The following is a 25,399-nucleotide window of genomic DNA, read 5'->3' on the forward strand; positions in this document are numbered from 1 at the left end:
CTTTAGTAACCAATTGCTGAATAAATAGTCAGTGAGATTCATTCAACTTTCTCTCTATTCTGCTAAAGCAATGATGTCAGCAATAAGAAACAACCTGAGGCAAATAATAAACTCAGCACCAATTGTTTAAATTGTTTTTCTGATATTTTATAAAACATTTGTGCACCAATCAGCGCTGGAATACTTACGGTGAGAATGATCAGTGCAAAATAGGGGAGATGGACCTTGTGGATGGTTCCTTGGCATAGATAAATAATAATTGTAAACAACTGAATCGCAAAATTAAAATGTCTTAAAATATAACGCTGTTGTTGTTTAGGCAGATTTTTAAGCATCACCCAAGCTGATGGTGCTGCGCCACAAAAACCACCTAGACCACCTAAAATACCGCCAATAAAACCAATGCTTCCATCTGCAATTTTCCCCAATGCTTGAATACGGGGGAAAACAGGTGCAAAGAACATGGTTGGGCACCAAATCACTAAAAATAATCCAAGGATGGTCTTAAAGGTATTTCCATCAATGAGGTGTAAAAGATAGGTACCGAGAGGTACACCGATCAATCCTGCAATGATATAAGGGAGAACAAGGGAAAACGGGAGTTGATGTTTTTGTTCTTTCCCTAATGCAATGATATGACTCCATAGAGAAGCAAACACCACCAATGGTGCTGCCAGTTGTGGTGGTAATACCCAAATCCAAAAAGACATCGCAATCAAAGCAAAGGCAAAACCGGTTAAACCTTGGACAAAACCGGCAATCATGGCACCGAGAATAAAAATAAACCAAGTCATTTTTAAATTAAGCAAAACTGGATAGGACTAGAGCATAGCATTGAGATAAGCAATCTTGGTTGAATTAGCCGATTTTAAAAGAAATCGTGAGTTTCCATCATGACTTATTGAGATAAGCATATCTGTATCGTTAACATCTATACCATTAAAAACGATCAGGTCTATTAGATCATGAATAAAAATCCATTCAATAAAAAGCCCCTGATGACAGAGGCTGGTAATTAAGGGATTATGAGGTCAGTTCTATTAGTCATTGCTTGGTTTTAAGGATTGCGTTAAACCATTAATATCACCGCCTTTAATGCCTAACTCATTCATTAAGCTATCAATCAGTGGGGCTTGAGAACGATAGCGCAGCGCACTATTGACCACTTGATCAGACAAAGCGATTTGATTTTGTTCACCAGATTCACCTGTTGTATTTGAACCTGCCATAGCGCCTAAACCATTGACTTGAAGAATCTTGATATCATCAATATTTTCCATTGGTTTAACACTTTCACGAATGATTTCAGGTAAGTATTTCAATAAAGCTAAACGGATTTGCATCTCAACTTGTTCTGTTGAAAGCACGTTGTTGGCTTCATTGACTGCACGCGTACCTTCAGCATCAACTTGATATTGCTTTTCTTGTGCCGCAGCAAGCAACATTTTTGCATCTGCTTCACCTTTGGCTTTTAAACGTATTTTTTCAGCATCCGCTTGTGCTGCAATACGCACTGCTTCAGCATCATCTGCAGCTGCTTGTTTAGCTGCTTCTGCTGCTACGGTAATCGCAATCGCATCTGTTTCAGCGACTTGCTTTGCAGCCACCAATTCAACGGCTTTTAAACGCTCTGCACGCTGAGTTTCACGAACAGTTGTCACTTCTTCTTCCGCTTTTACCGCTTGTGCACGTGCTTGGTCAGCTAACGCTTTGGCTTCAGATTCAGCACGTGATTTTTCAGCAATCGCAATTGCACGGTCTTGTTCGGCCAATTCAATGGTTTTCTTCTGTTCGACTTGAGCTTTTTGGATCAACTGTGCTTTTTGAATATTTTCATTTTCAACATCACGTGCAGATGCAATACGCTTTAATTCGACTTCACGTTCAGCAGCAATTTGGGCTTCTTCTGCTTCGCGTTTTTTTGCGGCTTCTTGTGTTGCAATTTCTGCCGATTGCTCAGCTTTACGAATGGCGATTTCACGTTCTTGTTGAAGTTTTGCATATTCTTCTTCACGTAGAATTTGCAAGCGTGCTTGTTCAGTTTCTAAGTTTTTTGCTTTAATGGCTAAGTCATTGTCTTGTTCAATGTCATTGCGTTTTTTACGGCGGTCTTCAATGGTTTCGGTCAGTTTGGTTAAACCTTCTGCATCGAAAGCGTTTTGAGGGTTAAAATATTCAAAACTGGTTTGGTCTAAACCTGTCAGTGAAACCGTTTCTAATTCTAAGCCATTTTTAAATAGATCTTCAGAAACAACTTGTTGAACTTTCTGAACAAAATCAACCCGTTTTTCATGTAACTCTTCCATTGCCATTTCAGCGGCAACAGCACGCAGTGAGTCTACAAATTTACCTTCCACCAAGTCTTTGAGTTCTTGTGGAGACATGGTTTTTTTACCCAAGGTTTGGGCAGCTGTCGCAATAGATTCAGCGGTTGGTTTAACCCGTACATAAAATTCAGCCATCACATCTACACGCATACGATCACGAGTAATCAACGCTTGATCTGTGGCACGTTTGACTTCAAGACGAAGGGTATTCATATTGACGGGAATCACTTCATGTAAAACCGGCAATACAATTGCACCGCCATTTAAAATGACTTTTTCACCGCCAAAACCAGTACGGACAAAAGAAACTTCTTTACTTGAGCGTTTATACAGGCGGGCGATAATCACCCCGATGACAATCAGTGCCACCAATATAATGCCTGCTAAAACAAGAATTTGATATAAGTTTGAATTCAACATTTTATTATACCCAGGATTGTTATTGAAAAATTAAAGTGGCGTTGCTTGAAAGCCTAGTTTTGTTCTTTGTGTCAAAATCACACTTTGACCTTGTTGGAAGATTTCATCTAATTCTGGTTCAACCAAAATATAATGTGTCTGTCCAAATTGATCGATGACTTTGGCTTGTGCAGGGTAGTTTTGTTTTGCTTCACCTAAAATAATCTGAGCTGTACGCCCAATCAGTTCATCACTGTGAATCGCAGTGGTTTCATCTTTCGGTAAAATTTTTGCAACGAGTGCTGCACACACTCGAACAATCGGCATAGATAAAAAAAGACTGGCTGGCGCAATCAGCCAAATTGAAAAATAATTTCCAGTGAAATTGAAAAATATACTTTGCACAATAAAACCAAATAGCGCATAAACAGTCAGAAAAATGATCAACCAAACCAAGACGGGGACACGGCCAAGATAGAGCCAATCTAACAGCTGAACTAAAAGATTGTGATCTGTATGGATGTCTAGATCCGCATGATGGGTTTCTAACAGTTGATCTGGAATAAACTGGTCTAAGAAACCTTGAGAGGTTGAACCAATAATAAGGAGTAAACACTCCACAATACCCAATAAAAACATCAGGCACAGACTGACACTAAACAGTAAGTTGGATGAGTGTGTAAATAATTCCCACATATTGTTTTACTCAAAATTATTGTTGCGCATTTTTATAAATAAAATTTTTAATTTGAACTGAATAATTAAATGATCATCAGTTAATTCAATTAATAAATTAAGTTTATCGGTTTTGTCGTGGTATTGCAACAAAATATTTTACGATATTAATTAAAATCAATATCTTATAATTTAATATATTCTTTTATATTTTGAAAATTGCTTGAAAAGTAATGCTTGCATTTTAGCCAACTATTCCTTATAACTGATTGAGTTTACAGAGGGAACTGAAGACAAAAAAATACGCAATGATTGGGGTGATCACTGCGTAGAACAACGAATCTGCTTTCACAGTTCGGTTAAGGAGAAATGTTATGAACTTTGGGGATTGTTCATAACTTAAGGTTGATAGTAGAGGTTCCCCTCTGTAAATTCATTGGTATTCACGTAAACAAGTGTTAAATCTCGTAAACATGATTAAAATGTGAACAACATCAACTAAAAACAATATGCTAATCAATGTTTTTAAACATATTATTTAAAATAAATAAATTTTGCGCTGCGTTTCCCCGATCAATCTTTTCTCTGCTTTTTAATGTAAACGAGACAGTTTTTATCAGCTATTTGAGTTAATTTTGCTATAGTTCAAAGCTTAAATTGCAGCTTTCAAAAGTGCTGATTAGTCTATTGTATTGAACTCAACTTCCTATATTGCATCATGTTTGAGTATGCTGATTGAGACGCAGAATTAAGATTTTAAAAATCGATACGTCATAAACTGTGATTTAAAGCTAATTATTCACTTTTTAAGGAATTTATATTGTTATCGTAACTACTATTCGAAAAAGCAGGACAACAGTATTTTTTGTGAATTTTAATTCAAAAAATTATATTAAAGATTCCGTTCTCAATTTTAGTTCTGGTTTTGCTTGCAATCATGCCGTATTTTTTCATAATAGCCTTTCCTGTCTTGATTAGTTTTTTACCATGTCACCATTAGAAATATTCGCGGTTATTATCAGTATTATTGGTGTCACATTGACGATTAAGCGAAATATGTGGTGTTGGGTATTTAACTTCTTTGCCTTTGTTTTATATGCCTATTTATTCTTTGAATTCAAATTGTATGGTGAAACAATCTTACAAGTGTTCTTTATGGTGGTGAATTTTTATGGCTTTTATCACTGGCTAAAAGGCAAGCAGCAAGATCAAGAGATTCGAATAGAGCCCATTGCTGTACAAACAGTGATCCTGCAAATGATCATCGCTGCTGTTGGAGGGGGAGTATTTGGGTTATCGCTGCACTATTTTACCGATGCTGCTTTGCCTATGTTAGATTCTCAATTGGCTGCATTTAGTTTACTGGCAACCTATTGGACCAGCCGTAAACATATTGCGACTTGGGTACTTTGGGTTTTTGTTGATATCGTCTATGTAGGGATGTTTATGTATAAAGAATTATTCCTAACAGCTGCTTTATATGCGGCGTTTGTTGGACTGGCTGGATTTGGATGGTGGCAATGGGAACAGGTCAAAAAGAAACAATCGGCGAGCATGTATAAAGGAATTTAACATCCTTTAAGGGGCTGCCATGATTATTGATTTTGTTCAAATACAAAAACAAAAGTTTGAAGAACTTGTTGAAAAAATCATGGCTCAACCTGAGCAATATCTCGACTTTGATTCAGTCTCTGATTTTTACAAAGCCCAATGGTTAGATCAATTCCCACAGGGCACAATTTGGAGCACTTCTGGTTTGGATGATGGCGCAGAAGAATTTTGTATTCAGATCAAATATAGAGAGTTGATTTTTAATATAGAAATTCAATCAACTTCTATCGGTTTAAAATTTAACAGTAAAAATATCAGAGTTTATAAAAAAATATAAAGCCAAGTTTTTTGTTAAGCATTTGAAAAGATTATTTTATTTTAATCAAGCTTAAAACTGTATCCAAATGATTTTGGGATGGTGATAACAAAGTGATTTGGGCATTGAATTTAAATGACAATATTGATGGTGTGCAGTTTAAAACAGTATGACAATCAATACAGAGATTCAGGCCAGTCTAATTGGATATTTCAAGTTTGGATTCGGCCTAAATTAATTTTTTAGAATATTAAAATTTAAATTAAAAATACATTAGAGTAAATTAACAATAAAAACGATTAAGGCGACAAATCTTATTTTAAAAGTGCTTGTATCCAACTCAGCGTATATGTCCAAATAGGCTAAAGGTTGACGGATATCATCAGTAAAATAAAAATAATTCCATTCGGCCAAAGCATGTAAGTGGAATCCCTTTGTTTATTGAAATATTAGGAAAAATTTAAAGTTAAAATTGATAAAATAAACGTGATAAAATGATTGTTATTTGGAAAATATTTACAAATAATATAAAGGATTAATATCCTAACCTTAAGGTTTATTTAGAATAAAAATCTATATTTTTGAAATACACTTACATAAAATTACTAGAGTGTTATATTTAAGTGATCAATACAGATAAATAAAACAACGGATAGAAATTCACAATTTTATGGAATAGTTATTATATGGAACAAAAACATAGAACGGCAATACAGTCCTCAACGGAACACTTCACACATGACGTCATGATCATGAATTGGAGTAATCTTAAGAAGTGTAGCCTTGTGCTCCTCTTGGGAGGTATTGCTGTTTTATCGTGGATTGTCTGGTGGTTTTTTAGCAACAGTCAAGTTGAATTACAAGCTTGGATTAATCAAGATTTTTATCCAACCTATATGAAATTATTATCTTTAGCCGCACTGGGTTTTTTTGCACTTATTTTTATTATTCGTGCTTTAAGTAAAATTACTATTTTTGAAATAATAATACCTTATATAACCGTTGCATATTTTGGTCTTATTTTTGTTTTTGGCGCACATTGCATCGGGATTTTTAGCCCAGCATCAAGTGCAGGTTATGTCAGCTTAGTCACGGTGGCACTGGTATTATTTGAACGAAAAGTAGTGTATCTAATCGTCATTCCAATCACTTGTTTTATGTTGATCAGTCTTGGATTAAGCCTGACGAATAAAATGACTTATGCACCAATTTTTAGTGAATATTTACAATCCATGTCGCTATATAAAAATACATTTTGGGTATTTTGCATGTTGTATTTTTATATTCCAATTTTTTTTGCAAGTCTGGTTTTATTCGAGGTTCTTTTAATTCAATGGCGCAAAAGAGAGCAAATGATCCAGCAAATTAGCGTTCTAGATCCACTTACAGGCATTTATAACCGAAGGAGGATTGGTGAGAATATTGATTTATTAAAACAGCAGCAAAGTTCTTTTGCGATCGTGTTATTAGATTTAGATTACTTTAAGAGTGTTAATGACCAGTATGGACACGATATTGGGGATGCAGTTTTAAAACAGGTTGCAAAAATTTTGACTGAAAATATTCGTGAACAGGATGTTGTTGGACGATTTGGGGGTGAAGAGTTTATTATTCTCATGAGCAATGGTGCATTAGAAAATGCGCTGAGACTTGCTGAGAGATGCCGTCAAGCAATTGAAAAAGAAGAAATACGATTAGATCATCAACAGACGCTCAAAGTGACGGCAAGTTTTGGTGTCGCAGTATCAACGAATCCTTTTTTATCAACAAAAGAAGAATTGATTCGTCAGGCTGATCAGGCCTTATATCTGGCAAAAAACAATGGGCGTAATCAGGTTTGTCATTTCTTTGAAGTAGAGCTTACCCATTCATTCGGATACAAACAACGCGGTTAAACCGTTTCAAATTTTTTGCGATAAACTACACTTGTCATAAGGGTGATTAGACAAAGCACAACAATATAGTACACAGCACCAATATCGCGATATAAACTTAGCCATTGGACCAATGGCAGGGTTAAGCCGCCTGCAATTGCGTATGCAACATTGTATGAGAATGAAATTCCTGAAAAGCGAATTGGAGCGGGAAACATCTTGACCAAGCTATAGGAAACCACACCGACTGTGCCAGAAAATAGTCCAAGCAACATGTACAATCCGAAGATCGTTGAATGAGCGGCATGACCTAAACTGTAATAAAAAAGCACTGCAGTGATTGCCACACTGAGCGATCCCAAACAAATTACGCGCCCAGCACCAAAACGATCAGCGAGCAAACCTGCCAATATGCAACCCAACATTTGCATCAGAATTGCCATACTTTGCATCTGAAATGCATCCGCACGTTGAAAGTTAAATGTGGTGGTCAGTAAATTGGGGGTAGATAGGATAATTACTACAACACAACCAGTTAAAAACCAAGTGAACAGCATCCCAATGACAACAGCAGATTTATGGGATACCAAAACTTGCTTGATGGGTAAATCTTTTGAGAGTTCTTTACGCGCCTGCATCGCTTTAAATACTGGGGTTTCTTTAAGATAACTTCTTAGATATAAGGCAATTAATCCAAAAACTCCGCCGACTATAAACGGGAGACGCCAAGCCCAAGCATGGATTTCTGCTTCGCTAAACTTAAGCGAAATAAACAGCGACATCAAAGCGCCCAGTAAGATCCCCAGTGACAAACCTGCGGTAAGCAAACCATTGGCAAAACCAATTTTCTTTGTTGGTACATGCTCTGAAACAAATGTCCATGCTGCGGGAATTTCTCCACCAATCGCAATGCCTTGAACCACGCGCATCAACAACAGTAGCAGTGGAGCAGCTAAACCAATGTCTGTATAAGTTGGCATTAGACCGATAAACAAAGTAGGGAGTGCCATCAATAATATGGATAAACTAAACAGGCGTTTACGTCCTACGAGATCACCAAAATGCGCCATGATCACGCCACCTAAGGGACGGAAGAAATATCCTGCGGCAAAAATTCCGTAAGTATTCAGCATTGCCCAAAAAGGACTTAAAGAACTAGGGAAAAATAGTTCAGCAATGATTTTTGCGTAAAATACATAAATGACGAAATCATAAAATTCGAGCGCACCGCCCAGAGAAGACAATGCAAGCGTTCTTTTTGCTTCCTTATTGAGGCCCAATTTTTCGTCCATGATGATGCAATGCCTTAAAAGAGATATTGAATGTGAATGTAATCATTTTAATTGACTATTTTTTACTTAAAAAATCAATATTTATTTTTATGCATCCTACTTATTTTTATAGGTGATCGAGGCGGCTTAAAAATCATTTTTGCTTTAAAAGCATTGCGCTAAGCTAGATTCTAATAGATTTAAATATTGATCACTTACATGCGAATTAACCACGGGATAACACTCAGAATAATACCGCATACAGACATAATCATTGTATTTTCAATAAAATAAGGAAAAATCATTAAAGTGATGCCACAGATAAAAGGCATGTTCATTCGCTGTCTTTTTCCATAGATAAAATAGCCTAAGCCAATTGAGCTAAAGATCAAGCCTAAGAATAGGGGTGCTATATTCATTATTTTCGACGATAGACTGGATGCTTGTTATTTACACGATCATGATTAAAAATGGCTTAAAAGACAAGCTGTCATTTGGCTTGGGTAAATAGAAATTCATTTGTACATAACCTACATACTTTTGCACAATAATTGAATTGGAAAGCGCATTTCAAATGCTACACTCATCTTTATTCAATTTACATTTAATCAAGGTACAAGATAATGAGTGCCGTGTTACCTGTCGCCCAACGTGGTGAAGACGTTTTAAAATTAATCGCAGCGCCTGTGGCTGAAGCTGAGTTTTCAAGTACGTGGTTAAACGAATTATCCAAGGCCTTACAGACCACCATGTTAGAGCGTAATGGTGTGGGGATCGCCGCACCACAAGTCTATGTTTCTAAACGGGTGATTATTATTGCTTCAAGAGCGAACCCTCGCTACCCAGACGCACCTGAAATGGATGCAATCACAATGATTAATCCTGAAATCTTAGAGCAGTCTGAACAGACCATCTTGGGTGAGGAAGGATGTTTAAGTGTGCCGAATGAAAGAGGGCAAGTGGCTCGTGCTGAAGCAGTTACTGTACAATTTTTCACGCTGACTGGCGAAAAGATTATCCAGCAGTTTCATGGTTTCCCTGCACGCATTGTGCAACATGAAATCGACCATTTAAATGGGATACTGTTTGTTGAAAGACTTTAAACTGAGTAAGCTTGGCTAAAAATATATCTTGAATTTTAGCCAAGCTTTTCTACGTAGAATTGCTAATTGGATATTGTTAATTGGACTTCGCGCGCTGCAAAGCACCATTCCATAAGCTTAGGTGATATTGTCTTTGGTCTGCGCTCATCTTCGGCTCAAAAGCGCGATCTAATTGCCAAGATTCGGAAATTTCACTGAGATTATTAAAAACACCTGCCTTTAATCCTGCCAATGCAGCAGCACCCCAAGCGGTAGATTCTAAAAGTTTAGGGCGTAGCACAGGTACATTTAAAATATCTGCCTGAAATTGCATTAGCATATCATTTTGGCTTGCGCCACCATCCACACGTAATTGTTTTAAGGGTTGTGCAATATCCGATTGCATTGCAGTTAACACATCAGAAACTTGGAATGCAATGGATTCTAAGGCAGCTCTGGCAATGTGTGATTTATTGGTTCCACGTGACATTCCACAGAGTAAAGCACGTGCCTCACTGTCCCAATGTGGCGCTCCCAAACCTGTAAAGGCTGGAACCAGAACGACACCATCAGTAGTGTCAACTTGGCAAGCTAACTTTTCAACTTCAGCACTATTTTTGATAATTCCTAAACCATCTCTTAACCATTGCACAATCGCACCAGCCATAAATACACTGCCTTCTAAGGCATAATGGGATTGGTCTTGGCATTTCCACGCTAAGGTGGTGAGTAATTTATTTTTACTATATTGAATATCTGTTCCGGTATTGAACAGCATAAAACAGCCTGTCCCATAGGTATTTTTGGCTGTTCCAGCTTCAAAACATGATTGCCCAAAGAGTGCAGACTGTTGATCACCTAATACGCCACAAATTGGAATTTCCGCACCAAGAAGCCCTGTGGCGGTATTGGCAATATAACAATCAGATTGAATGATTTTAGGTAGAACACTCGCCGGGATATTAAATAATTCAATTAATTCCGCATCCCATTGCTGTGTTTTTAAATCCATCAACATGGTACGTGAAGCATTACTTGCTTCGATGACATGCTCTGAACCCTGGGTTAAATTCCAAATCAACCAGCTGTCGACTGTACCGAATGCGACATGATTTTGTTCAGCCAGTGCTCTTAAGCCTTGCACATTTTCCAATAACCAAACCAGTTTTCCAGCACTAAAATAAGGATCTATTCTTAATCCTGTTTTTTTATGAATTTTTTCAGATAAATTGTTTTGAACTAACTGATTGCACCAGTCTGTAGCGCGTCGGTCTTGCCAAACGATGGCAGGGGCCAGTGGTTTACCTGTCCGCTTATCCCAAACTACTGTGGTTTCACGTTGGTTGGTTAAACCAAGTGCTTTAATATCTTTGGCCAATAGTCTTGCCGATGCGATTGCTTGTTGTACAACGGTGATTTGTGTGGTCCAAATCTCCATCGCATCTTGCTCAACCCAGCCCGAATGTGGGGTTTTAATTTGGGTTTCCCGTTGAGCAGAGGCGTATACCCTTCCATGCTCATCGAAGATAATTGCTCTGCTAGAGGTCGTTCCTTGATCAAGTGAGAGTAAATAGCTCATCTTTTTTATATTTGTCCCTTGAAAAATAGTGATAGTAGCGCAATTATAGAACTAGGCGCATCATTTGATATAAATGTAGTGAATTATCTGCTTAATTTGCAACAATTATGTTATGATGGCCGTGTTATCTGGGGATGTTATTGGCTTCGACGCCGATGATGAAGCTCATAGATGCATGCCGAGAGCGCATTTTCTCTCGTAAATCAAATTTGCATATTTTAGTCGCAAACGACGAATCTTACGCTCTAGCTGCCTAAGGGCAGCTTGTCCGCTTCACTGAATACTTGTGGTCAGTGGACCCGACTGTAGCGCACGCACACAAGTCCGTATAAAGTCAAGCCTCGGGGCTTTATACTAAACTTAGAGGATCGCGTTTTGTACCCTGTTCGTCGGGTCACTTAATGTTAAAATAATTGACGATATCTAAGCATGTAGTATTCTCGAGTGTAGTGTTGGCGGACGCGGGTTCAACTCCCGCCATCTCCACCAAATTTGTAAATCATGATCTGTCACTTAGTTATACGATGTATCATGAAACTTAATAAAGCCTTGAAATTTAACAGTTTCAGGGCTTTTTTAATGCCACATTTTTGCCACACTTCCCACTTTTTGCGCCACATTCTTATAAATAAAAAAAGGCACTTATTGAGTGCCTGTATTTAGTTTTGCCATCTCTATCCTGTTTTTATCACCATGAATCCATTTAGCGTAACGTTTTTTGACTATTATTCTTGAGAAATTCAATTTTTCCGCTGAGGATCATTTGAAAGCATGATGGCTTCAAAGTATCTTACTAACTCAGTATTTTCTAAAAAATCCTGGTCTCGAATGTTTGCTAAAATTACGAAGAGATGTAAGCAATAATATAATTACAAGTACAATTTGAAAATCACGCACATTACAAATAAGGTATGATACATCGCGATGACTTTCACTATTTTGAGTTGAGTATACTTGATGAAAAAAATATTAATGTTGCTTATCAGTCCTGTAATTGCTGGTTCTGTGTATAGTGCTGAAGATTGGTCGAAAAAACCTCAATCCTATGTATTTTTACAAAATGAAGAACCTCAATATGGGAATAACAATAGTGAACATGTTGATTTTTTTGAGTTGTCAAAGCAACAAGAGCAAGATCGTATCGCTCAACGTGATGTAAATGTCGCAAAAATGTATGAAAATCGAGCAAATACTTCTAATATGAGTCCATTTGAAAGATCTCAATATCTTCTGAAAAATAATGATACTCATGCTTTGAATGCACATGAAAGCGAGCAACAGCTAAAATCATTGCAAAAGGCCCGCAATAGAGGGGTAATTTCAGAGCGCGATTATCAACAGAAAATGATTAAGCAAAATCAGATGCCTTTAGAACAGAAGAATAATCAACTTAAATATTCAATCCCTGTAGGGGAGTGATGATGAATATCTTTAAAAGTGATTGGTGTTGAACGAGTTTTTTAATTACTTATTTTTATAAAGAAGTACCTTAGGGTACTTCTTTAGCACATTAAAAATTCAACTTCTCTACAGGTTGAAATCGTGATAAGCAATTCTATAATCTTTCGTTATCTTTGATTTAAGTTTTTATCATAGTATTTACGATTCATCCGTATTACCTAAAAAAATTAAGCTAAAATGTGATTATATTAGATGGTTAGAATAAAAATAAACTAACTCTGGATCGCCATCATCAAGATTTTCTATGTGACCGCTCGTAATAAATCCAGAATTTAGTAATAACTGCTGCATTGGCAAGTTAGATCGATTCGTTGTGGTAAAAAGCTTTGGATGTTGGCATTTAGCCTTTAATGCATTCAGTAATACACGTCCCGTACCACAGCGACGATAAGGTTCTGCGACCATCAGCATCTCAATAAAACCGCATCCGAAAAAATGGTAATTTAAAACGCCGTAGCCCATTACTTTTCCATTTTTTTCAACAAGAAAGCAGAAACCCTGCATACACCAATTGTGGATTTGCAACATTCGCTGCGGATCGTGTGAGGCAACACTGTCGATAGCGATTAAGTCTTTAGTGTCAGTTTCAGTCGCTAGGCGAATAAGCATATGTTCATTTATATCAGTCATTACGCTATTCACTATAGTAAAATATATAGACCAATTTAAAATTATGGTCGTGATAAGAAATTCTAGATAGTTTCTTTATAGATCAATCGCCTAATAATAGCCTTGCCGCAAAAAATAGAATCAGGGCAGAGTAAAGATATTTTACTTTGAGGTATTGATACTGTTGCTAAACACAATAAGTGTAGGGCTTTGAATCATACGAAGAATAAAGTGCTCAAGTGAGCCTAAATCAGATATAAGCTCATTTGAAATTATAGGTTTAAGCTACTCTATTTCTTCTTTTTATCGCAACCGATCACTATGGCATCGGTGATGATATTCTTACTGTCTGTGTACAGTGTGATATTGCAAAAGTAATCGATAACAGTCCGATTTTCTGTATATCCAGTCTTCCGATATACTGGTTCGCTACCAACTGGCATTTGGCCAACCACGCCACCGCCACCGATTCCAACCATGGTCGTCTTTTGGCCAATATACTCAACACCTGTCTGTACGAAAACTTTTTCTGGTGTTACATGAGTCTGCACTCGATTCCACCCATAGAAGCCACCACTACCATACGACGATGGACCTAGACCATGATCAGGTTTGCCAAATATTTTAAATGCATTACTGGCTGGTTGCCCAACTAGTTTTTGTGCAGCCACTTCGACTTCATTGGGTTTGGTGGCCAAGGTGGCGCAAGCGCTGATACTAAGCACCATGAGGGTGACACAACTATATTTGAATAAAGGCATGGAAAAGACTCCTAAAATAATCAATGTTATACGTACAGAGCAGAGCGAGATATTAATTCATCATAATTTATTATTTGGTATATATTTCACACGATTATATCGCATAATTATTGATAGTCAAAAGCCCATCCCCACTGAAATAGTTGGGTGTCAATTTTCCTCTACTTATAGTCCATTGCTGATCTTTTTAAAAGGTGCGACCCTCGTATTGAGAGCTGTTTTGGATAAACTTTATTATATTGGGTTTTTTAATCAATATATTGATTTATTTAATAATTTTTCGTAAATATCAAGTTGTGATGAGCACGATCATCAGGATAAAACTAAGTAATGCCAATTCAAAATTTGAGTTTAGTGATGAATTATTCTAAGATTTAGAACAACTAAAAGTTAACTTATAAATGATAGATATTTCACAAAATAATTTACAACATGGATGAAACAATTATGGCTAAATACAATAGACTGCAGATCATACAATTTTTTATATCGTTAATTTCTCTTACTCTATTTTCTTTAACGATGTCAGGTGTTGCGCATGCTGAGGGGAATTGTCCTCCGAGCTATTATCCTATCGGTGGTCAAGGTGTACAAGGCTGTGCGCCTATTCCGAATTATGGAAGCAGTGGGGGATATTCAGCTCCAAGCTACCGGACCCCAAGCACAGAAGGTTATGTCGCTTCGGGTACAAATGGTGTAATTGGTGTGGCTACTGCAAAAATTTTCCGCGGAAAGTTAGAAGAGAAAGCATTGCAAGCTTGTGAAAAAAAAGGTGGGACTGATTGCAGAATTTGGTTTACTTATGATGACAACCATTGTGCGACTGTAGGTCAAGCGGAAGGAACAAATAGGTTGTATAAAGCACGAACAACGGCGGGTGAAGTAAGCGATGTTGTTCCAATGTTAGTCCCAGGAAGTAGAAAAGCTTTAGGACGGAAAAAAGTTTTAGAGGCGTGTCGTTATGATGGCTTTCCTGAGACTCAATGCAAAATTATTTATGAAGATTGCCGTAGGCTTAATCTTCCATAAGTGTTTTATTTTGTGATTAAAATATGAAATACAAAGCTTGGGAAGACGTTTACGGAGTCGAGCTGAAGCGAGTTTTTAAGACAAATAAAACTACCTTCGGGTGGTTTTTGTTTAATGGATGATTCTAGCTTGGTACTAGAAATACTTGCTATTTCTTATAAGCATCATTTTGTTAATGGAGGAAGTTTTGAGCTAGGGTGATCAAATTTTGTATAGTTTCTTTCTTATACTTTAATATCAATGTAATGGGCAGAGGACTTATGCTACAAACATTAGAGTGGACTTTACCTGATTCTGTCTATGACCCATATGATTATGAATTAAATAAAGATACAGATTTTAAAAAATTGAATCCTGAGCAACAGGCTAATATTGTAGCTGATTATTTTGGATTAATTGAAGGATATAATCAGATTAATTTCAGTTTAGCTTGGCGAAATCATATAGCTGATAATTCACAGTATATAAGACAGGTAATGCAACCGATTATAAGTAATCCTTCAGGATATACACTGGTTTCTAATTCTACTCCGACTCCATTAATTCCTTTAATTTACTGAATTATCATCTCATGAAAAATATTAATTTATTAAGTGTTTTTTTTATATCAATAATATTAATTGGTTGTAAAGAGAAACGTGTAGCTGATTTCCAATATGAAATATTAGAAGATAAGAGCATTTGTTCATTAAAACCCCAAGAAATTTATGATTCTAATGAGTTTTCAATGTTTGACACATCATTTAAAAATGAAAGTGGAAGTTTCAATGATGAATTATCAAAGAAAATATATGCACAAAGTTTAGAAAATTTGTCTAATAAAGATAGTAAGTATATTTTTTGCTTTTCAAAAGATATGCTTATGTCAAATTATTTAGAGACTCAGATCCGTATTGAGTTAAAAAAAGGAAAATCCTTTAGACAATATGAATTTATAAATTACTTCTGTCTAAGTAAAAAAAATTCAATTATGAATTTCAATAGTCGGGATAAGAGTATACGAGAATGCCAATAATTCTGATTTCTGTAAAATTATCATAATATAGGTGACTTGAAATCTTACTTTCAACATCTATATCTTAGCCAAAGCAGTTCTAGAATTCGGCATGATGGAATAGTTTTACCGAGTAAGTCTTAAGTTTTTAAAAGTGGACTTTGATCTGTTTATCTGCCGTTCTGCATCGTATTCTTTGCTGTTCTATAGGTAAACCAATGAGTTCATCATAAGCATTCATTACCTGTTCATCTGTAGGGTCAATCTGTTCACGGGAAACCTTACATTTCTTTTGATTTTTTAAAAACAAAGCACTTAAGCTTTTTCCGTAAGTTGAATTTTCATCTTTATCACAAAGACTACTAAGAGCAACTAAACGAGCAAATTTTAATTGTTGAGCTTGGATTTGACATGATGATTTGGATTTTGGTAACTCAGCCCAAGTTCCACCACTAATTAAGAGGGTGAGAAGTAGGAATTTTTTCATTTTTTGATCCTTTATTTTGTTTATTCAATGATAGATTTTTTATTGGAAATAACAAGATTGAGCTACTAGGAAATTAGAAAACTAACTTTTATTTTTATTGAATAGTTAGTAAATTTTTATCGGATTTATTTCATATAACTCATTTTCTGTTCTATATTTTATTTTCAAAATAACAAGGAATGGATAATGAAAAAATTAACAATAGCATTGGCAACTGGATTGATGAGTATGAGTGGGTGGAGTGCTTGTAGTTATAATTTTGATGCGACACAAGCTCAAATATCTGCAGTTTTCTCAGGATTTCAGAAATTCCCCAGTATAGTTGGACAAAAGACATCATTTACAACAGCTGTCACTCCAGAGAACTCTCAACAGATGTATATTGCAGCAAATGGTAATGCAATTTCAGGTCAAAGTAATGGTAGTGCTGTTCCACAGAGTGGAATCTTCGCTTATGAATACAAGATTAAAGTGCCAACAACCTTGCTTCCTAATAATGAACAGATATTTATGTATCCTAATTATGCTGATGCTTATTATGATAATGGAAAAGGTCAAATAGTAGCTCTATATGCAAATCATTTACTCGGTAGTACCACTCCAAATAAAGTCACAATTGGCGTGGGGAGTACTGTTGATGGTGCAACAGGTATGATTGAGCTGCCTTTGACAAGTACAACTGATGGATATCAAAAAATTGGTATATATGTTAACCAAGATACAAAGCAGGTTGGTGTCATTTATAATGGCGTTAATAAGGGTTATGTTTCAGCAAATCCAAGTAAGATTAATAGCTTAGCTTTTACAAATGGAATGGCTTACTATGGAACAGATTCGACTTCACCTAATATTGGAAAGGTCCATTCAGTAGAACTGATTACAGATAAAAATCAATTCCAATTTACTTATCCAACAGGTACGAAAGATATTTGTGGAAATACAATTTAAAATTTTTTTGTAATACAAAGCTCTTCGATTTTCATAAATAAAAAACCAGTTTTAGTGATTTAAAACAATTAGGCCTAGTCTGACAATATTGCCTTAGATTAAGCGACGGTCAGTTGATATAAACCTTTTCTCCTCATCCATGCCTATGAAATTCATCAGGCATGGATTGAAGCGATTTCGAGACGAGAGGATTAGAACTTATATTGATAATTGATAAAGAAACGATTTTCTGTAAAATCACTCCCATAATCTTGCTGGTAACGTGTAAATAAGTGCTGTAAAGACAGTCCTTTTAGCGCAGATTGTTGAAAATTATAAGTCGTCAGAACATCAAGTTCGGACTCTTTGTTTTTATCACCATTGCTCATTTTAATATCTCGCCCAACCGCGTACTTTGCAATGCTGTTTAAACCGAGGATGTAATCTTTAAAGTCATAACCATAAATAAAATGCCATGATTTTTCATTTTCTTTAAAAAAGCCGGTGACATTCCAGTTAATAAAATAAAGCTCAGGTAAAAAACCATCAGGTAAAGGGTAGGCGTCTCCAATAATTCGTTGATAACCAATACCTAAAGTGTGATTGTTCAGTTTTAATGTTTCCAATAAACCTACATTTTGGCTATCGATATCTAAAGCACTGCTATTATCTTGCGAATTAAAATATCGTAATTTTGAATGCAGGGCGATATTGTCAGCAATTGGGTATCGATGCTCCACACCTAAATAGTGTTTATCATATAAATTTTCTAAATGCCCATAGTAATAATTGATATTAAAATCTTTATTCACATCATAAGATAAATTCAGGTAATCCAATCCATCTGAATAATGTTTTATACCTTTCTGCGTATAAGAAAATTTATAAAAATCCTCCTCATTGCGAGGAGAGTTTTTCGACACATGACCAAGTTCGACTTTAAGTTTTTCCTGAATTGGAAATTTTAAGTTCACACCTTGATAAGTCGTTAAAAGCTGACGGCTTGTGTCGATTGCGGTCATGGGTAAATTGAGCCATAACTCACCCACTCTCAATTCTGCCTGATCATATTTAAGTTTAAGTGTACCCCCAAATTTTAAATAGTCTGCTGCTTGTTCTTGTTTGATTGGGTCAAAAGGCAATACGGTATCATTGACATGTTTGTCATTGCTTAGACGTACCGCATATTGTATTGAACCATCAACGCCAATTTGCAGAGGATGTTCTAAAATTTCAATCGGTGTGTCATAAAATTGTGAGTGATAAAATAATGATACGCCTTGTGACCAACTCCCCGAATCTTTGACATTTTCTTGGTCAAAATTGCGATCAATATAGGCATTTTTTAAAGTTAATTTCCATTCATCTTTGGCTAGCGTTAGTTGTGTAAAAGCACAAGTATTGATGAATATGAGCGTAGTAAAAATCTTTGTAAATGGTGTATTGAATAACATAAGGCATCCTTGACTTAAGTTTATTTCCAGATGAAAGGTGATTTTTTCTGGGTTTCTTCAGCATCAGGTTCTAAAGCAATACCTGTACGGTCTTTAAAAATACAAATCGCTAAAAAAGCAATCACGGACATCACGGTTAAATACGCACTGACTAAATAAATACCGTTTACTTTGCCGATTAATGCTGCTGCAATTAATGGCGCGAACGCACCGCCAATGATAGAGCCAATTGCATAAGTGATGGATATACCTGAAAAGCGAATAGAAGCAGGGAAGAGTTCAGAATAAAAGACAGCTTGTACACCATAGGTGATTCCAATACCCATTGATAATAGGGCTAAGCCTGACATGATGTAGCTATAGTTGCCTGTACTGATCAATGGGAAAAGTACCAGAGCGGTAATGATTTGAATCAATGAGCCGAAAATATAAACTGGTTTACGTCCAAATTTATCTGAAAGCACTGCAGATAACCAAGTAAAGAAGGTCCAAATAACGGCAGAAATACTGATCAAGGTCAAAATGATTGGACGCTCTAAATTCAGACCATTTGGATTGGTGGTAAAGCTTTGAATAAAGCCACCAGCAGTCATGTAGCCCAGCGCAGTTGTACCAGCTATCAATAATGCTGAGCTAAAAATGACTTTTTTATACTGTCCAAAAAGTTCACGGATCGGTTTTTGTGTGGTGCCTTTCTGTTTTAATTCCTCAAAAATAGGGCTTTCTTCAACAGAACGGCGAATCCAGTAGCCTAAAGCAAAGAGGAAAATACTGCATATAAATGGAATTCTCCAACCCCATGCTAAAAACTCTTCTCCTGGTGAAACATAGCCAGTCATGATCACTAAAACCAGTGATGCCAGTAATAAACCAAGTGGAACACCGAGTTGTGGGAATGAGCTAAATAATCCACGTTTGTGGGTGGGTGCATGTTCAACGGCCATCAATACAGCGCCGCCCCATTCACCGCCTGCGGAAATTCCTTGTAAAATACGCAGTAAAATTAAAATGATAGGCGCAATGATACCCACGCTGTCGTAAGTGGGTAATAAGCCAATCAGAGTTGTGGTTCCACCCATCATGATTAACGTAGCGGCTAGAACGGTTTTACGTCCAAACTTATCGCCAAAATAACCTGCGATAAATGCGCCAAAAGGCCGAAAAATAAAACTAATACCTACAGATGCAAAAACCAACAGGGTGGCAAAGGCCGGACCTGCGGGTTTAAAAAACAGTTGATTAAAAACTAAGCCTGCTACAGCGGCATAAATAAAATAGTCATACCACTCTATTGTGGTCCCAACAATCGTTGCTATCGCAATTTTGCGAGTACGTGATGCCGATGAAGTGGGAAGTGCAAGCGTCGAGCCGTGCAATTCTGCTTGAGAGTTTTCCATAGCTTTTCCTTTTTGTATTTCACTTATGCTTCAATCTATTCTTGGTTTTTTGATTGAAACAAAATCCTTGTCGTATTGACTCATCATGAATCAATCGAATAATTATGCTTGAATATTTTTTAAATGGATACACTATTTTTAAAATAAAATAAAAATGGTATCTTTTTAATTTAAATTGGTAATGTTTTGAATTTTAAATAATGATATTAAAATATTTTAAATCAAATGATTATAATTTTTATCGATGTATTGGTTTTAATTTTTATTTGTAATTCGATACTAAAATTAATTAAATTATAATTTTTTGGTATCTTTTAATGTCTTTTATTAAGTCTTTTGCAACAGGAAAACCCAAATAAACTGATTTGGGTAAATATGATTTTGCAGACGAAGTTGAATCAGGTTTTGTATAAACCCTTATAAGTTATAACTTCACTCAGTCATCCAATCGATTAAGCTGTAATGTGTACTGTCGTGTTATCAATCAACGTTGTATCCGTGTGAGCAATCACCTCATCTAAAGTTATTTTGGTCGCGTGTTTAATTCCATGAATTTCATCTTTATTTAGGCAAATACATCATCACGACCAACAATGTGATTTATTAATGCCGAGATCGCTAACTGAAATTGCATCTGTTCAGTATTTATTCTGAGATAATTTATTCTAGGATATGTTTGAAAAACTCTCCTAAATTGCTACAAAATGACTGAGGCTAACTTTGGAAATTTAGGAGAGCTGATTCAATAAAAATTATTTTTAAACAAACGCTTAATTAGTCGCGATTGACTAAGGTTAAAATATCGTAAGTGGCAACTAGTTCATGTCGTTGGTTTTTTACTTTAATGTCCCAAACAACAACGCCGTGGGCTTTTTGGCTTGGGTCTTGTAAAGGCTTCGGGGTTTTTTGTTTACAGGTTAATTCGACTTGAATGGTATCTCCGATTTTAACAGGCTCTACAAAACGTAAATTGTCCATCCCATAGTTTGCAATCACTGGACCTGGTGCTGCATCTACAAATAACCCCGCAGCGGCGGATACGATAAAATAGCCATGCGCAACACGATCACCAAATATTGAGTCAGCCGCAGCAATTTTGTCCATATGTGCATAGAAGTGATCGCCACTTAAGCCAGCAAAATTGACAATATCAGCTTCTGTCACAGTGCGGCGAGCAGTCAATAGGCGTTCACCGATACGTAATTCATCAAATGATTTTTTAAAGGGATGAACTCGATCTTCAAAAACCTCTGAACCAATGGTCCAACTATGACCAATTTGTGTCATGGCTTTGGGTGAACCTTGGATTGCTGTCCGTTGCATATAATGTTTTACCGCACGTAAACCACCTAATTCCTCACCACCACCAGCACGACCTGGACCGCCATGAACTAAGTAAGGAAGAGGCGAACCATGACCTGTACTTTCTTTGGCATTTTCACTATCTAGGATATGTACACGACCATGCCAAGGTGCAATTTTGGCAATGATCTGCTCTACATTTTCATCCGCATTGCGCACCACAGAAGCAACTAAACTACCTTCTCCTCGTGCAACTAAATCAGCGAGCTCTTGAAGGTTTGCATAAGGCATTAAAGTAACAACTGGACCAAAAGCTTCTATTTGATGAATGGTCGTGGCTTGGCTTGGATTTTTACAGACTAAAACAGTCGGTGGATAAAATGCACCTTGTTCAGGATTTTCAGCTTGAATGGTGAAATCTTGACGGAGGTGGCTACCAAATACAATTTCAGCCTCTTGATTGAGTTGCTCTACTTTTTCTGCCACATCATGTTTTTGTTTTACACTGGCTAATGCCCCCATAGTGACATTTTCACGTTCAGGGTTGCCCACGACCACATTTTTTAATTTTGCGATTAACCGTGTTTGTACTGTTTCAAGTAACTCTACGGGAACAAAGGCACGACGGATTGCAGTACATTTTTGCCCGGCTTTTGTGGTCATTTCACGAAAAACTTCTCGTACAAATAGATCGATTGTTTCCGTAGATGTGTGTTGAGTCAAAATAGCACTATTGACAGAATCTGCTTCCATGGTAAATGGAATTGAATAATGATTTAAATGCGGCGTTGCGCGTAATTTTTGCCCAGTGGATGCAGAACCTGTAAACGTTACTGTGTCTTGAGGGTTTAAATGTTCGAATAAATCATAAGTTTGACCACAGATAAGCTGTAATGCACCTTCTGCTAAGATGCCGCTAGCCAAAATGTCTTTGACAACAGCGTGGGTCAATTCTGCACCTTCCGTGGCCGGTTTAACGATACATGGCACACCCGCCAATAATGTAGGGGCAATTTTTTCTAACATTCCCCAAATTGGAAAATTAAAAGCATCAATATGCACAGCGACACCAGCCTTTGGGCTAAGAATATGCTTTGCACCAAAGGTACCGTTTTTAGACAGCGGAATCCAAGCATCTTCAACCAAGGCGGTTTCATCGCTGAGTTCACGACGAACTAAACTTGAATAGGCGAATAAAGTTCCGATCCCACCCTCGATATCAATCCAAGCATCTTTACGGGTACAACCTGTTGCTTTAGCAAGTTCATAATAGCTTTCTTTGCGTTCCAGCAAATATTGAGCGACTTGTTTTAATGCATTGGCACGTTGATGGAAAGTCAGTGATGCAAGTGCAGCACCTTTTTGTTTTGCATAATCAACAACGGCTTGAGTGTCGATTCCTTGACTACTCACTTGATAAATGGCTTCACCTGTTATCGCATGATAGACAGTACGGAAGTCTTGTTGAGCGATATATTCTTGTCCATAAACCAAAGAGCTTAATGTTTTAATCGCAGGCTGCGTGGTTGATTTTGTGGTCATTTCATCGGGTTCCGTATGGGGTATTGCCGTATCTAAATCAAGCATTACTCAAACTCCTTTTGTGATACGTTTTAGATGGCTTTCTATTTTTAATGACTCATAATTTGTCTTTTAAATTTTAAAATGTCAAATTTTTTTAGCTAAATATTGTGATATTAAAAATATAATAAAAATAATTTTAATTAAAACAATTGTTTGCAAAAGTTAATCTTGGAATAATTATGATACATAAAAATATGTATTGATTTTTTATTTGTATCGTTTTAATTTAAATGGCATAACACTTGGGATAAGTGAGGACACAATGAATAATCATCAAAAAGATTTCGATCAATCTCTCGAAAAGGATATTTCGATTGAGCCTAAAGATTGGATGCCAGATGCATATCGTAAAACTTTAATTCGTCAGATTGGACAACATGCACACTCAGAAGTTGTGGGAATGTTACCTGAGGGCAATTGGATCACGCGTGCACCAAGCTTAAAACGTAAAGCTGTTTTACTTGCTAAAGTTCAAGATGAAGCAGGGCATGCATTGTATTTATATAGTGCGGCTGAAACCTTGGGTGCCGATCGTGATGACATGATGGATAAACTCATTGCTGGGCAGATGAAGTATTCATCAATTTTTAATTATCCAACCTTAACTTGGGCCGATGTTGCTGCCATTGGCTGGTTGGTTGATGGTGCGGCAATTGTCAATCAAGTTGCGTTATGTCGTACCTCTTATGGTCCCTATGCACGTGCCATGGTACGTGTATGTAAAGAAGAAAGTTTCCATCAACGCCAAGGCTTTGAAGCCATGATGCAGTTGGCAAATGGGACACCTGAGCAAAAACAATTGGCACAAGATGCAGTGAATCGTTTTTGGTGGCCTGCACAAATGATGTTTGGTCCGAGTGATGATAATTCTCCAAACAGCGCGCAAAGCATGCAATGGAAAATTAAACTCTTTAGTAATGACGCACTCCGTCAAAAATTTGTGGATAACACGGTACCGCAAGTTTTACAGCTGGGTTTGACTGTGCCAGATCCTGACTTACGTTTTAATGAAGCAACAGGACATTACCAGTCTGGTGAAATTAATTGGGACGAATTTTTTGACATTCTTGCAGGTAAAGGCCCATGTAATTACGAACGTATCGAAGCACGCCGTAAAGCGTGGGAAGGCGGCAAATGGGTACGTGATACCGCTGTGGTCTATGCACAAAAAAAGCAACAACAAGCTGCTGCCAAAGTTGCTTAGTTCAGCGTTTTAGTCAAATTTAATAAGGATTTTATGATGGACAATAAAAATAACTGGTCGCTATTTGAAGTTTTTGTACGAAGTAAACAAGGTTTAAGCCATCGTCATGTGGGTAGTTTACGTGCGCCAGATGCAGAAATTGCACTCCAGAATGCCCGTGATGTTTATACCCGTCGCAATGAAGGGATCAGTATTTGGGTGGTGAAATCTGAATGGATTACTTCATCTCAACCTAATGAAAAAAATGAATTTTTTGATCCAGCATTAGACAAGGTATATCGTCATCCGACGTTTTACCATATTCCAGATGGCATTGAGCATATGTAAGGGGGACGAAGATGAGTCATTCAGTATTTGCACAGTTCCTATTGCATTTGGGTGATAGCCAACTGATTTTATCGCATCGTTTGGCCGAATGGTGTGGTCATGCGCCTGAGCTAGAGCTGGATATTGCATTAGCCAATATTGGTTTGGATTTGCTAGGTCAAGCCAGAACCTTGTTAAGTCTTGCCGGTGAAGAGGAAGGCTTAGGTCGTGACGAAGATCAATTGGCATTTTTCCGTAACGAACGTGAATATCGCAATTTATTGTTATGTGAACAACCCAATGGTGACTTTGCACAAACCATGGTACGCCAGTGGTTAATGGATCATTATCATCATTTGTTATTTGCTGAATTAAGCCATAGCCAACACAAAGCGTTAGCTGCATTTGCGCTGAAATCATTACGTGAAGTGAAATATCACTTACGTTTTTCAACCGCTTGGATGGAACGTTTAAGTTTAGGAACAAGCGAAGCACATGCAAAAACCCAATTAGGTTTAAACGAATTGTGGCGTTTTAGCAAAGAATTATTTGTCTTAACCACCGAAGAACAAGGCTTGGTATCAGAAGGCTTAATTCCAAATATTGAACCTTTAAAAGCGCAATGGCTGGATGTCGTAACAGTTGAACTGCTACGTTTTGAGCTTAGTTTACCTGAAACAGGGGCTTATCGTAGTGGTGCAAAACAAGGCCTGCATACCGAACATTTAGGTTTCGTTTTGGCTGAATTGCAATATATGCAACGTACTTATCCCAATATGAGTTGGTAAGTTCAGCTTTTCACAAGGAGTG

At 36.9% G+C, this 25,399-nt stretch carries 24 protein-coding genes and 1 other RNA gene; 13 read left to right on the forward strand and 12 right to left on the reverse strand.

Annotated elements, in window-relative coordinates; all coding sequences use genetic code 11:
- Positions 1-62: 62 nt before the first annotated feature.
- The 3 genes from FHR28_RS03360 to FHR28_RS03370 form a co-directional block, all read right to left on the reverse strand.
- Positions 63-794 carry a sulfite exporter TauE/SafE family protein gene (locus FHR28_RS03360; protein ID WP_105714683.1) on the reverse strand — a complete coding sequence of 244 codons (732 nt, stop codon included), beginning with the start codon at positions 792-794 and terminating at the stop codon, positions 63-65.
- 246 nt (positions 795-1,040) lie between these two features.
- Positions 1,041-2,747, reverse strand: a complete 1,707-nt coding sequence (locus FHR28_RS03365; protein WP_004817529.1) for a flotillin family protein — start codon at positions 2,745-2,747, stop codon at positions 1,041-1,043.
- A gap of 30 nt (positions 2,748-2,777) precedes the next feature.
- The gene (locus FHR28_RS03370) at positions 2,778-3,422 is read right to left on the reverse strand and encodes a YqiJ family protein (protein WP_004817527.1); all 645 of its coding nucleotides are present in this window, start codon (positions 3,420-3,422) and stop codon (positions 2,778-2,780) included.
- Between the two features lie 966 nt (positions 3,423-4,388).
- Between FHR28_RS03370 and pnuC the strand changes: the two genes are divergently transcribed.
- From pnuC to FHR28_RS03385, 3 genes are all read left to right on the forward strand, one after another.
- On the forward strand, positions 4,389-4,973 hold the full coding sequence (gene pnuC, locus FHR28_RS03375; RefSeq protein WP_004723632.1) for a nicotinamide riboside transporter PnuC: 585 nt from the start codon (positions 4,389-4,391) through the stop codon (positions 4,971-4,973).
- A 19-nt stretch (positions 4,974-4,992) separates the two neighbouring features.
- Complete coding sequence (locus FHR28_RS03380) at positions 4,993-5,289, forward strand: hypothetical protein (RefSeq protein ID WP_004723631.1); 297 nt, start codon at positions 4,993-4,995, stop codon at positions 5,287-5,289.
- 731 nt (positions 5,290-6,020) lie between these two features.
- Positions 6,021-7,163 (forward strand): GGDEF domain-containing protein, encoded by a 1,143-nt coding sequence (locus tag FHR28_RS03385; RefSeq protein WP_105714699.1) that lies wholly within the window; start codon positions 6,021-6,023, stop codon positions 7,161-7,163.
- On the opposite strand, the gene FHR28_RS03390 is transcribed toward FHR28_RS03385, so the two are convergent.
- Together FHR28_RS03390 and FHR28_RS21785 are read right to left on the reverse strand one after the other, a co-directional pair.
- The gene (locus tag FHR28_RS03390) at positions 7,160-8,434 is read right to left on the reverse strand and encodes an MFS transporter (RefSeq protein ID WP_151958021.1); all 1,275 of its coding nucleotides are present in this window, start codon (positions 8,432-8,434) and stop codon (positions 7,160-7,162) included. The genes FHR28_RS03385 and FHR28_RS03390 overlap by 4 nt on opposite strands.
- A gap of 194 nt (positions 8,435-8,628) precedes the next feature.
- The gene (locus tag FHR28_RS21785) at positions 8,629-8,832 is read right to left on the reverse strand and encodes an amino acid transport protein (protein WP_166781923.1); all 204 of its coding nucleotides are present in this window, start codon (positions 8,830-8,832) and stop codon (positions 8,629-8,631) included.
- Positions 8,833-9,036: 204 nt separating this feature from the next.
- On the opposite strand from FHR28_RS21785, the gene def reads away from it, so the two are divergent.
- Positions 9,037-9,516 carry a peptide deformylase gene (gene def, locus FHR28_RS03400; protein WP_105714677.1) on the forward strand — a complete coding sequence of 160 codons (480 nt, stop codon included), beginning with the start codon at positions 9,037-9,039 and terminating at the stop codon, positions 9,514-9,516.
- Between the two features lie 76 nt (positions 9,517-9,592).
- Here def and glpK read toward each other — a convergent pair whose 3' ends face one another.
- Positions 9,593-11,074 (reverse strand): glycerol kinase GlpK, encoded by a 1,482-nt coding sequence (gene glpK / locus FHR28_RS03405; protein WP_151958020.1) that lies wholly within the window; start codon positions 11,072-11,074, stop codon positions 9,593-9,595.
- A gap of 130 nt (positions 11,075-11,204) precedes the next feature.
- Between glpK and ssrA the strand changes: the two genes are divergently transcribed.
- Both ssrA and FHR28_RS03415 read left to right on the forward strand, forming a co-directional pair.
- Positions 11,205-11,563, forward strand: a transfer-messenger RNA (tmRNA) gene (gene ssrA, locus FHR28_RS03410).
- A gap of 468 nt (positions 11,564-12,031) precedes the next feature.
- Positions 12,032-12,493, forward strand: a complete 462-nt coding sequence (locus tag FHR28_RS03415) for a hypothetical protein (RefSeq protein WP_151803225.1) — start codon at positions 12,032-12,034, stop codon at positions 12,491-12,493.
- A 225-nt stretch (positions 12,494-12,718) separates the two neighbouring features.
- On the opposite strand, the gene FHR28_RS03420 is transcribed toward FHR28_RS03415, so the two are convergent.
- Both FHR28_RS03420 and FHR28_RS03425 read right to left on the reverse strand, forming a co-directional pair.
- Complete coding sequence (locus tag FHR28_RS03420; RefSeq protein ID WP_228722011.1) at positions 12,719-13,165, reverse strand: GNAT family N-acetyltransferase; 447 nt, start codon at positions 13,163-13,165, stop codon at positions 12,719-12,721.
- 269 nt (positions 13,166-13,434) lie between these two features.
- The gene (locus tag FHR28_RS03425) at positions 13,435-13,905 is read right to left on the reverse strand and encodes a hypothetical protein (RefSeq protein ID WP_166781924.1); all 471 of its coding nucleotides are present in this window, start codon (positions 13,903-13,905) and stop codon (positions 13,435-13,437) included.
- A 447-nt stretch (positions 13,906-14,352) separates the two neighbouring features.
- Between FHR28_RS03425 and FHR28_RS03430 the strand changes: the two genes are divergently transcribed.
- From FHR28_RS03430 to FHR28_RS03440, 3 genes are all read left to right on the forward strand, one after another.
- Positions 14,353-14,934, forward strand: a complete 582-nt coding sequence (locus tag FHR28_RS03430) for a DUF4189 domain-containing protein (protein WP_166782756.1) — start codon at positions 14,353-14,355, stop codon at positions 14,932-14,934.
- 260 nt (positions 14,935-15,194) lie between these two features.
- Positions 15,195-15,494 carry a hypothetical protein gene (locus FHR28_RS03435; protein WP_216076320.1) on the forward strand — a complete coding sequence of 100 codons (300 nt, stop codon included), beginning with the start codon at positions 15,195-15,197 and terminating at the stop codon, positions 15,492-15,494.
- 11 nt (positions 15,495-15,505) lie between these two features.
- Positions 15,506-15,949 (forward strand): hypothetical protein, encoded by a 444-nt coding sequence (locus FHR28_RS03440; RefSeq protein WP_166781925.1) that lies wholly within the window; start codon positions 15,506-15,508, stop codon positions 15,947-15,949.
- Positions 15,950-16,076: 127 nt separating this feature from the next.
- On the opposite strand, the gene FHR28_RS03445 is transcribed toward FHR28_RS03440, so the two are convergent.
- Positions 16,077-16,415 carry a hypothetical protein gene (locus tag FHR28_RS03445; protein WP_166781926.1) on the reverse strand — a complete coding sequence of 113 codons (339 nt, stop codon included), beginning with the start codon at positions 16,413-16,415 and terminating at the stop codon, positions 16,077-16,079.
- A 186-nt stretch (positions 16,416-16,601) separates the two neighbouring features.
- On the opposite strand from FHR28_RS03445, the gene FHR28_RS03450 reads away from it, so the two are divergent.
- Entirely contained in the window at positions 16,602-17,363 is a 762-nt protein-coding gene (locus FHR28_RS03450; RefSeq protein ID WP_166781927.1) for a DUF4882 family protein, read from the forward strand.
- A gap of 191 nt (positions 17,364-17,554) precedes the next feature.
- On the opposite strand, the gene FHR28_RS03455 is transcribed toward FHR28_RS03450, so the two are convergent.
- From FHR28_RS03455 to paaZ, 3 genes are all read right to left on the reverse strand, one after another.
- Complete coding sequence (locus tag FHR28_RS03455; RefSeq protein WP_166781928.1) at positions 17,555-18,796, reverse strand: OprD family outer membrane porin; 1,242 nt, start codon at positions 18,794-18,796, stop codon at positions 17,555-17,557.
- 20 nt (positions 18,797-18,816) lie between these two features.
- Positions 18,817-20,193, reverse strand: a complete 1,377-nt coding sequence (locus FHR28_RS03460) for an MFS transporter (RefSeq protein ID WP_096734980.1) — start codon at positions 20,191-20,193, stop codon at positions 18,817-18,819.
- Positions 20,194-20,967: 774 nt separating this feature from the next.
- Positions 20,968-23,037 (reverse strand): phenylacetic acid degradation bifunctional protein PaaZ, encoded by a 2,070-nt coding sequence (paaZ, locus tag FHR28_RS03465; RefSeq protein ID WP_228722074.1) that lies wholly within the window; start codon positions 23,035-23,037, stop codon positions 20,968-20,970.
- A 304-nt stretch (positions 23,038-23,341) separates the two neighbouring features.
- Between paaZ and paaA the strand changes: the two genes are divergently transcribed.
- The 3 genes from paaA to paaC are packed head-to-tail and all read left to right on the forward strand — an operon-like array spanning position 23,342 to position 25,377.
- Positions 23,342-24,283: a 1,2-phenylacetyl-CoA epoxidase subunit PaaA gene (gene paaA / locus FHR28_RS03470; RefSeq protein WP_166781930.1), complete on the forward strand. Its 942-nt coding sequence runs from the start codon at positions 23,342-23,344 to the stop codon at positions 24,281-24,283.
- Between the two features lie 36 nt (positions 24,284-24,319).
- Positions 24,320-24,610, forward strand: coding sequence for a 1,2-phenylacetyl-CoA epoxidase subunit PaaB (gene paaB, locus FHR28_RS03475; RefSeq protein WP_004817294.1), 291 nt, complete (start codon positions 24,320-24,322; stop codon positions 24,608-24,610).
- An 11-nt stretch (positions 24,611-24,621) separates the two neighbouring features.
- Positions 24,622-25,377 carry a 1,2-phenylacetyl-CoA epoxidase subunit PaaC gene (gene paaC / locus FHR28_RS03480; protein WP_166781931.1) on the forward strand — a complete coding sequence of 252 codons (756 nt, stop codon included), beginning with the start codon at positions 24,622-24,624 and terminating at the stop codon, positions 25,375-25,377.
- Positions 25,378-25,399 lie beyond the last annotated feature (22 nt).

This window comes from Acinetobacter sp. BIGb0196, from assembly GCF_011759595.1.
GTDB classification, from domain to species: Bacteria; Pseudomonadota; Gammaproteobacteria; order Pseudomonadales; family Moraxellaceae; genus Acinetobacter; species Acinetobacter guillouiae.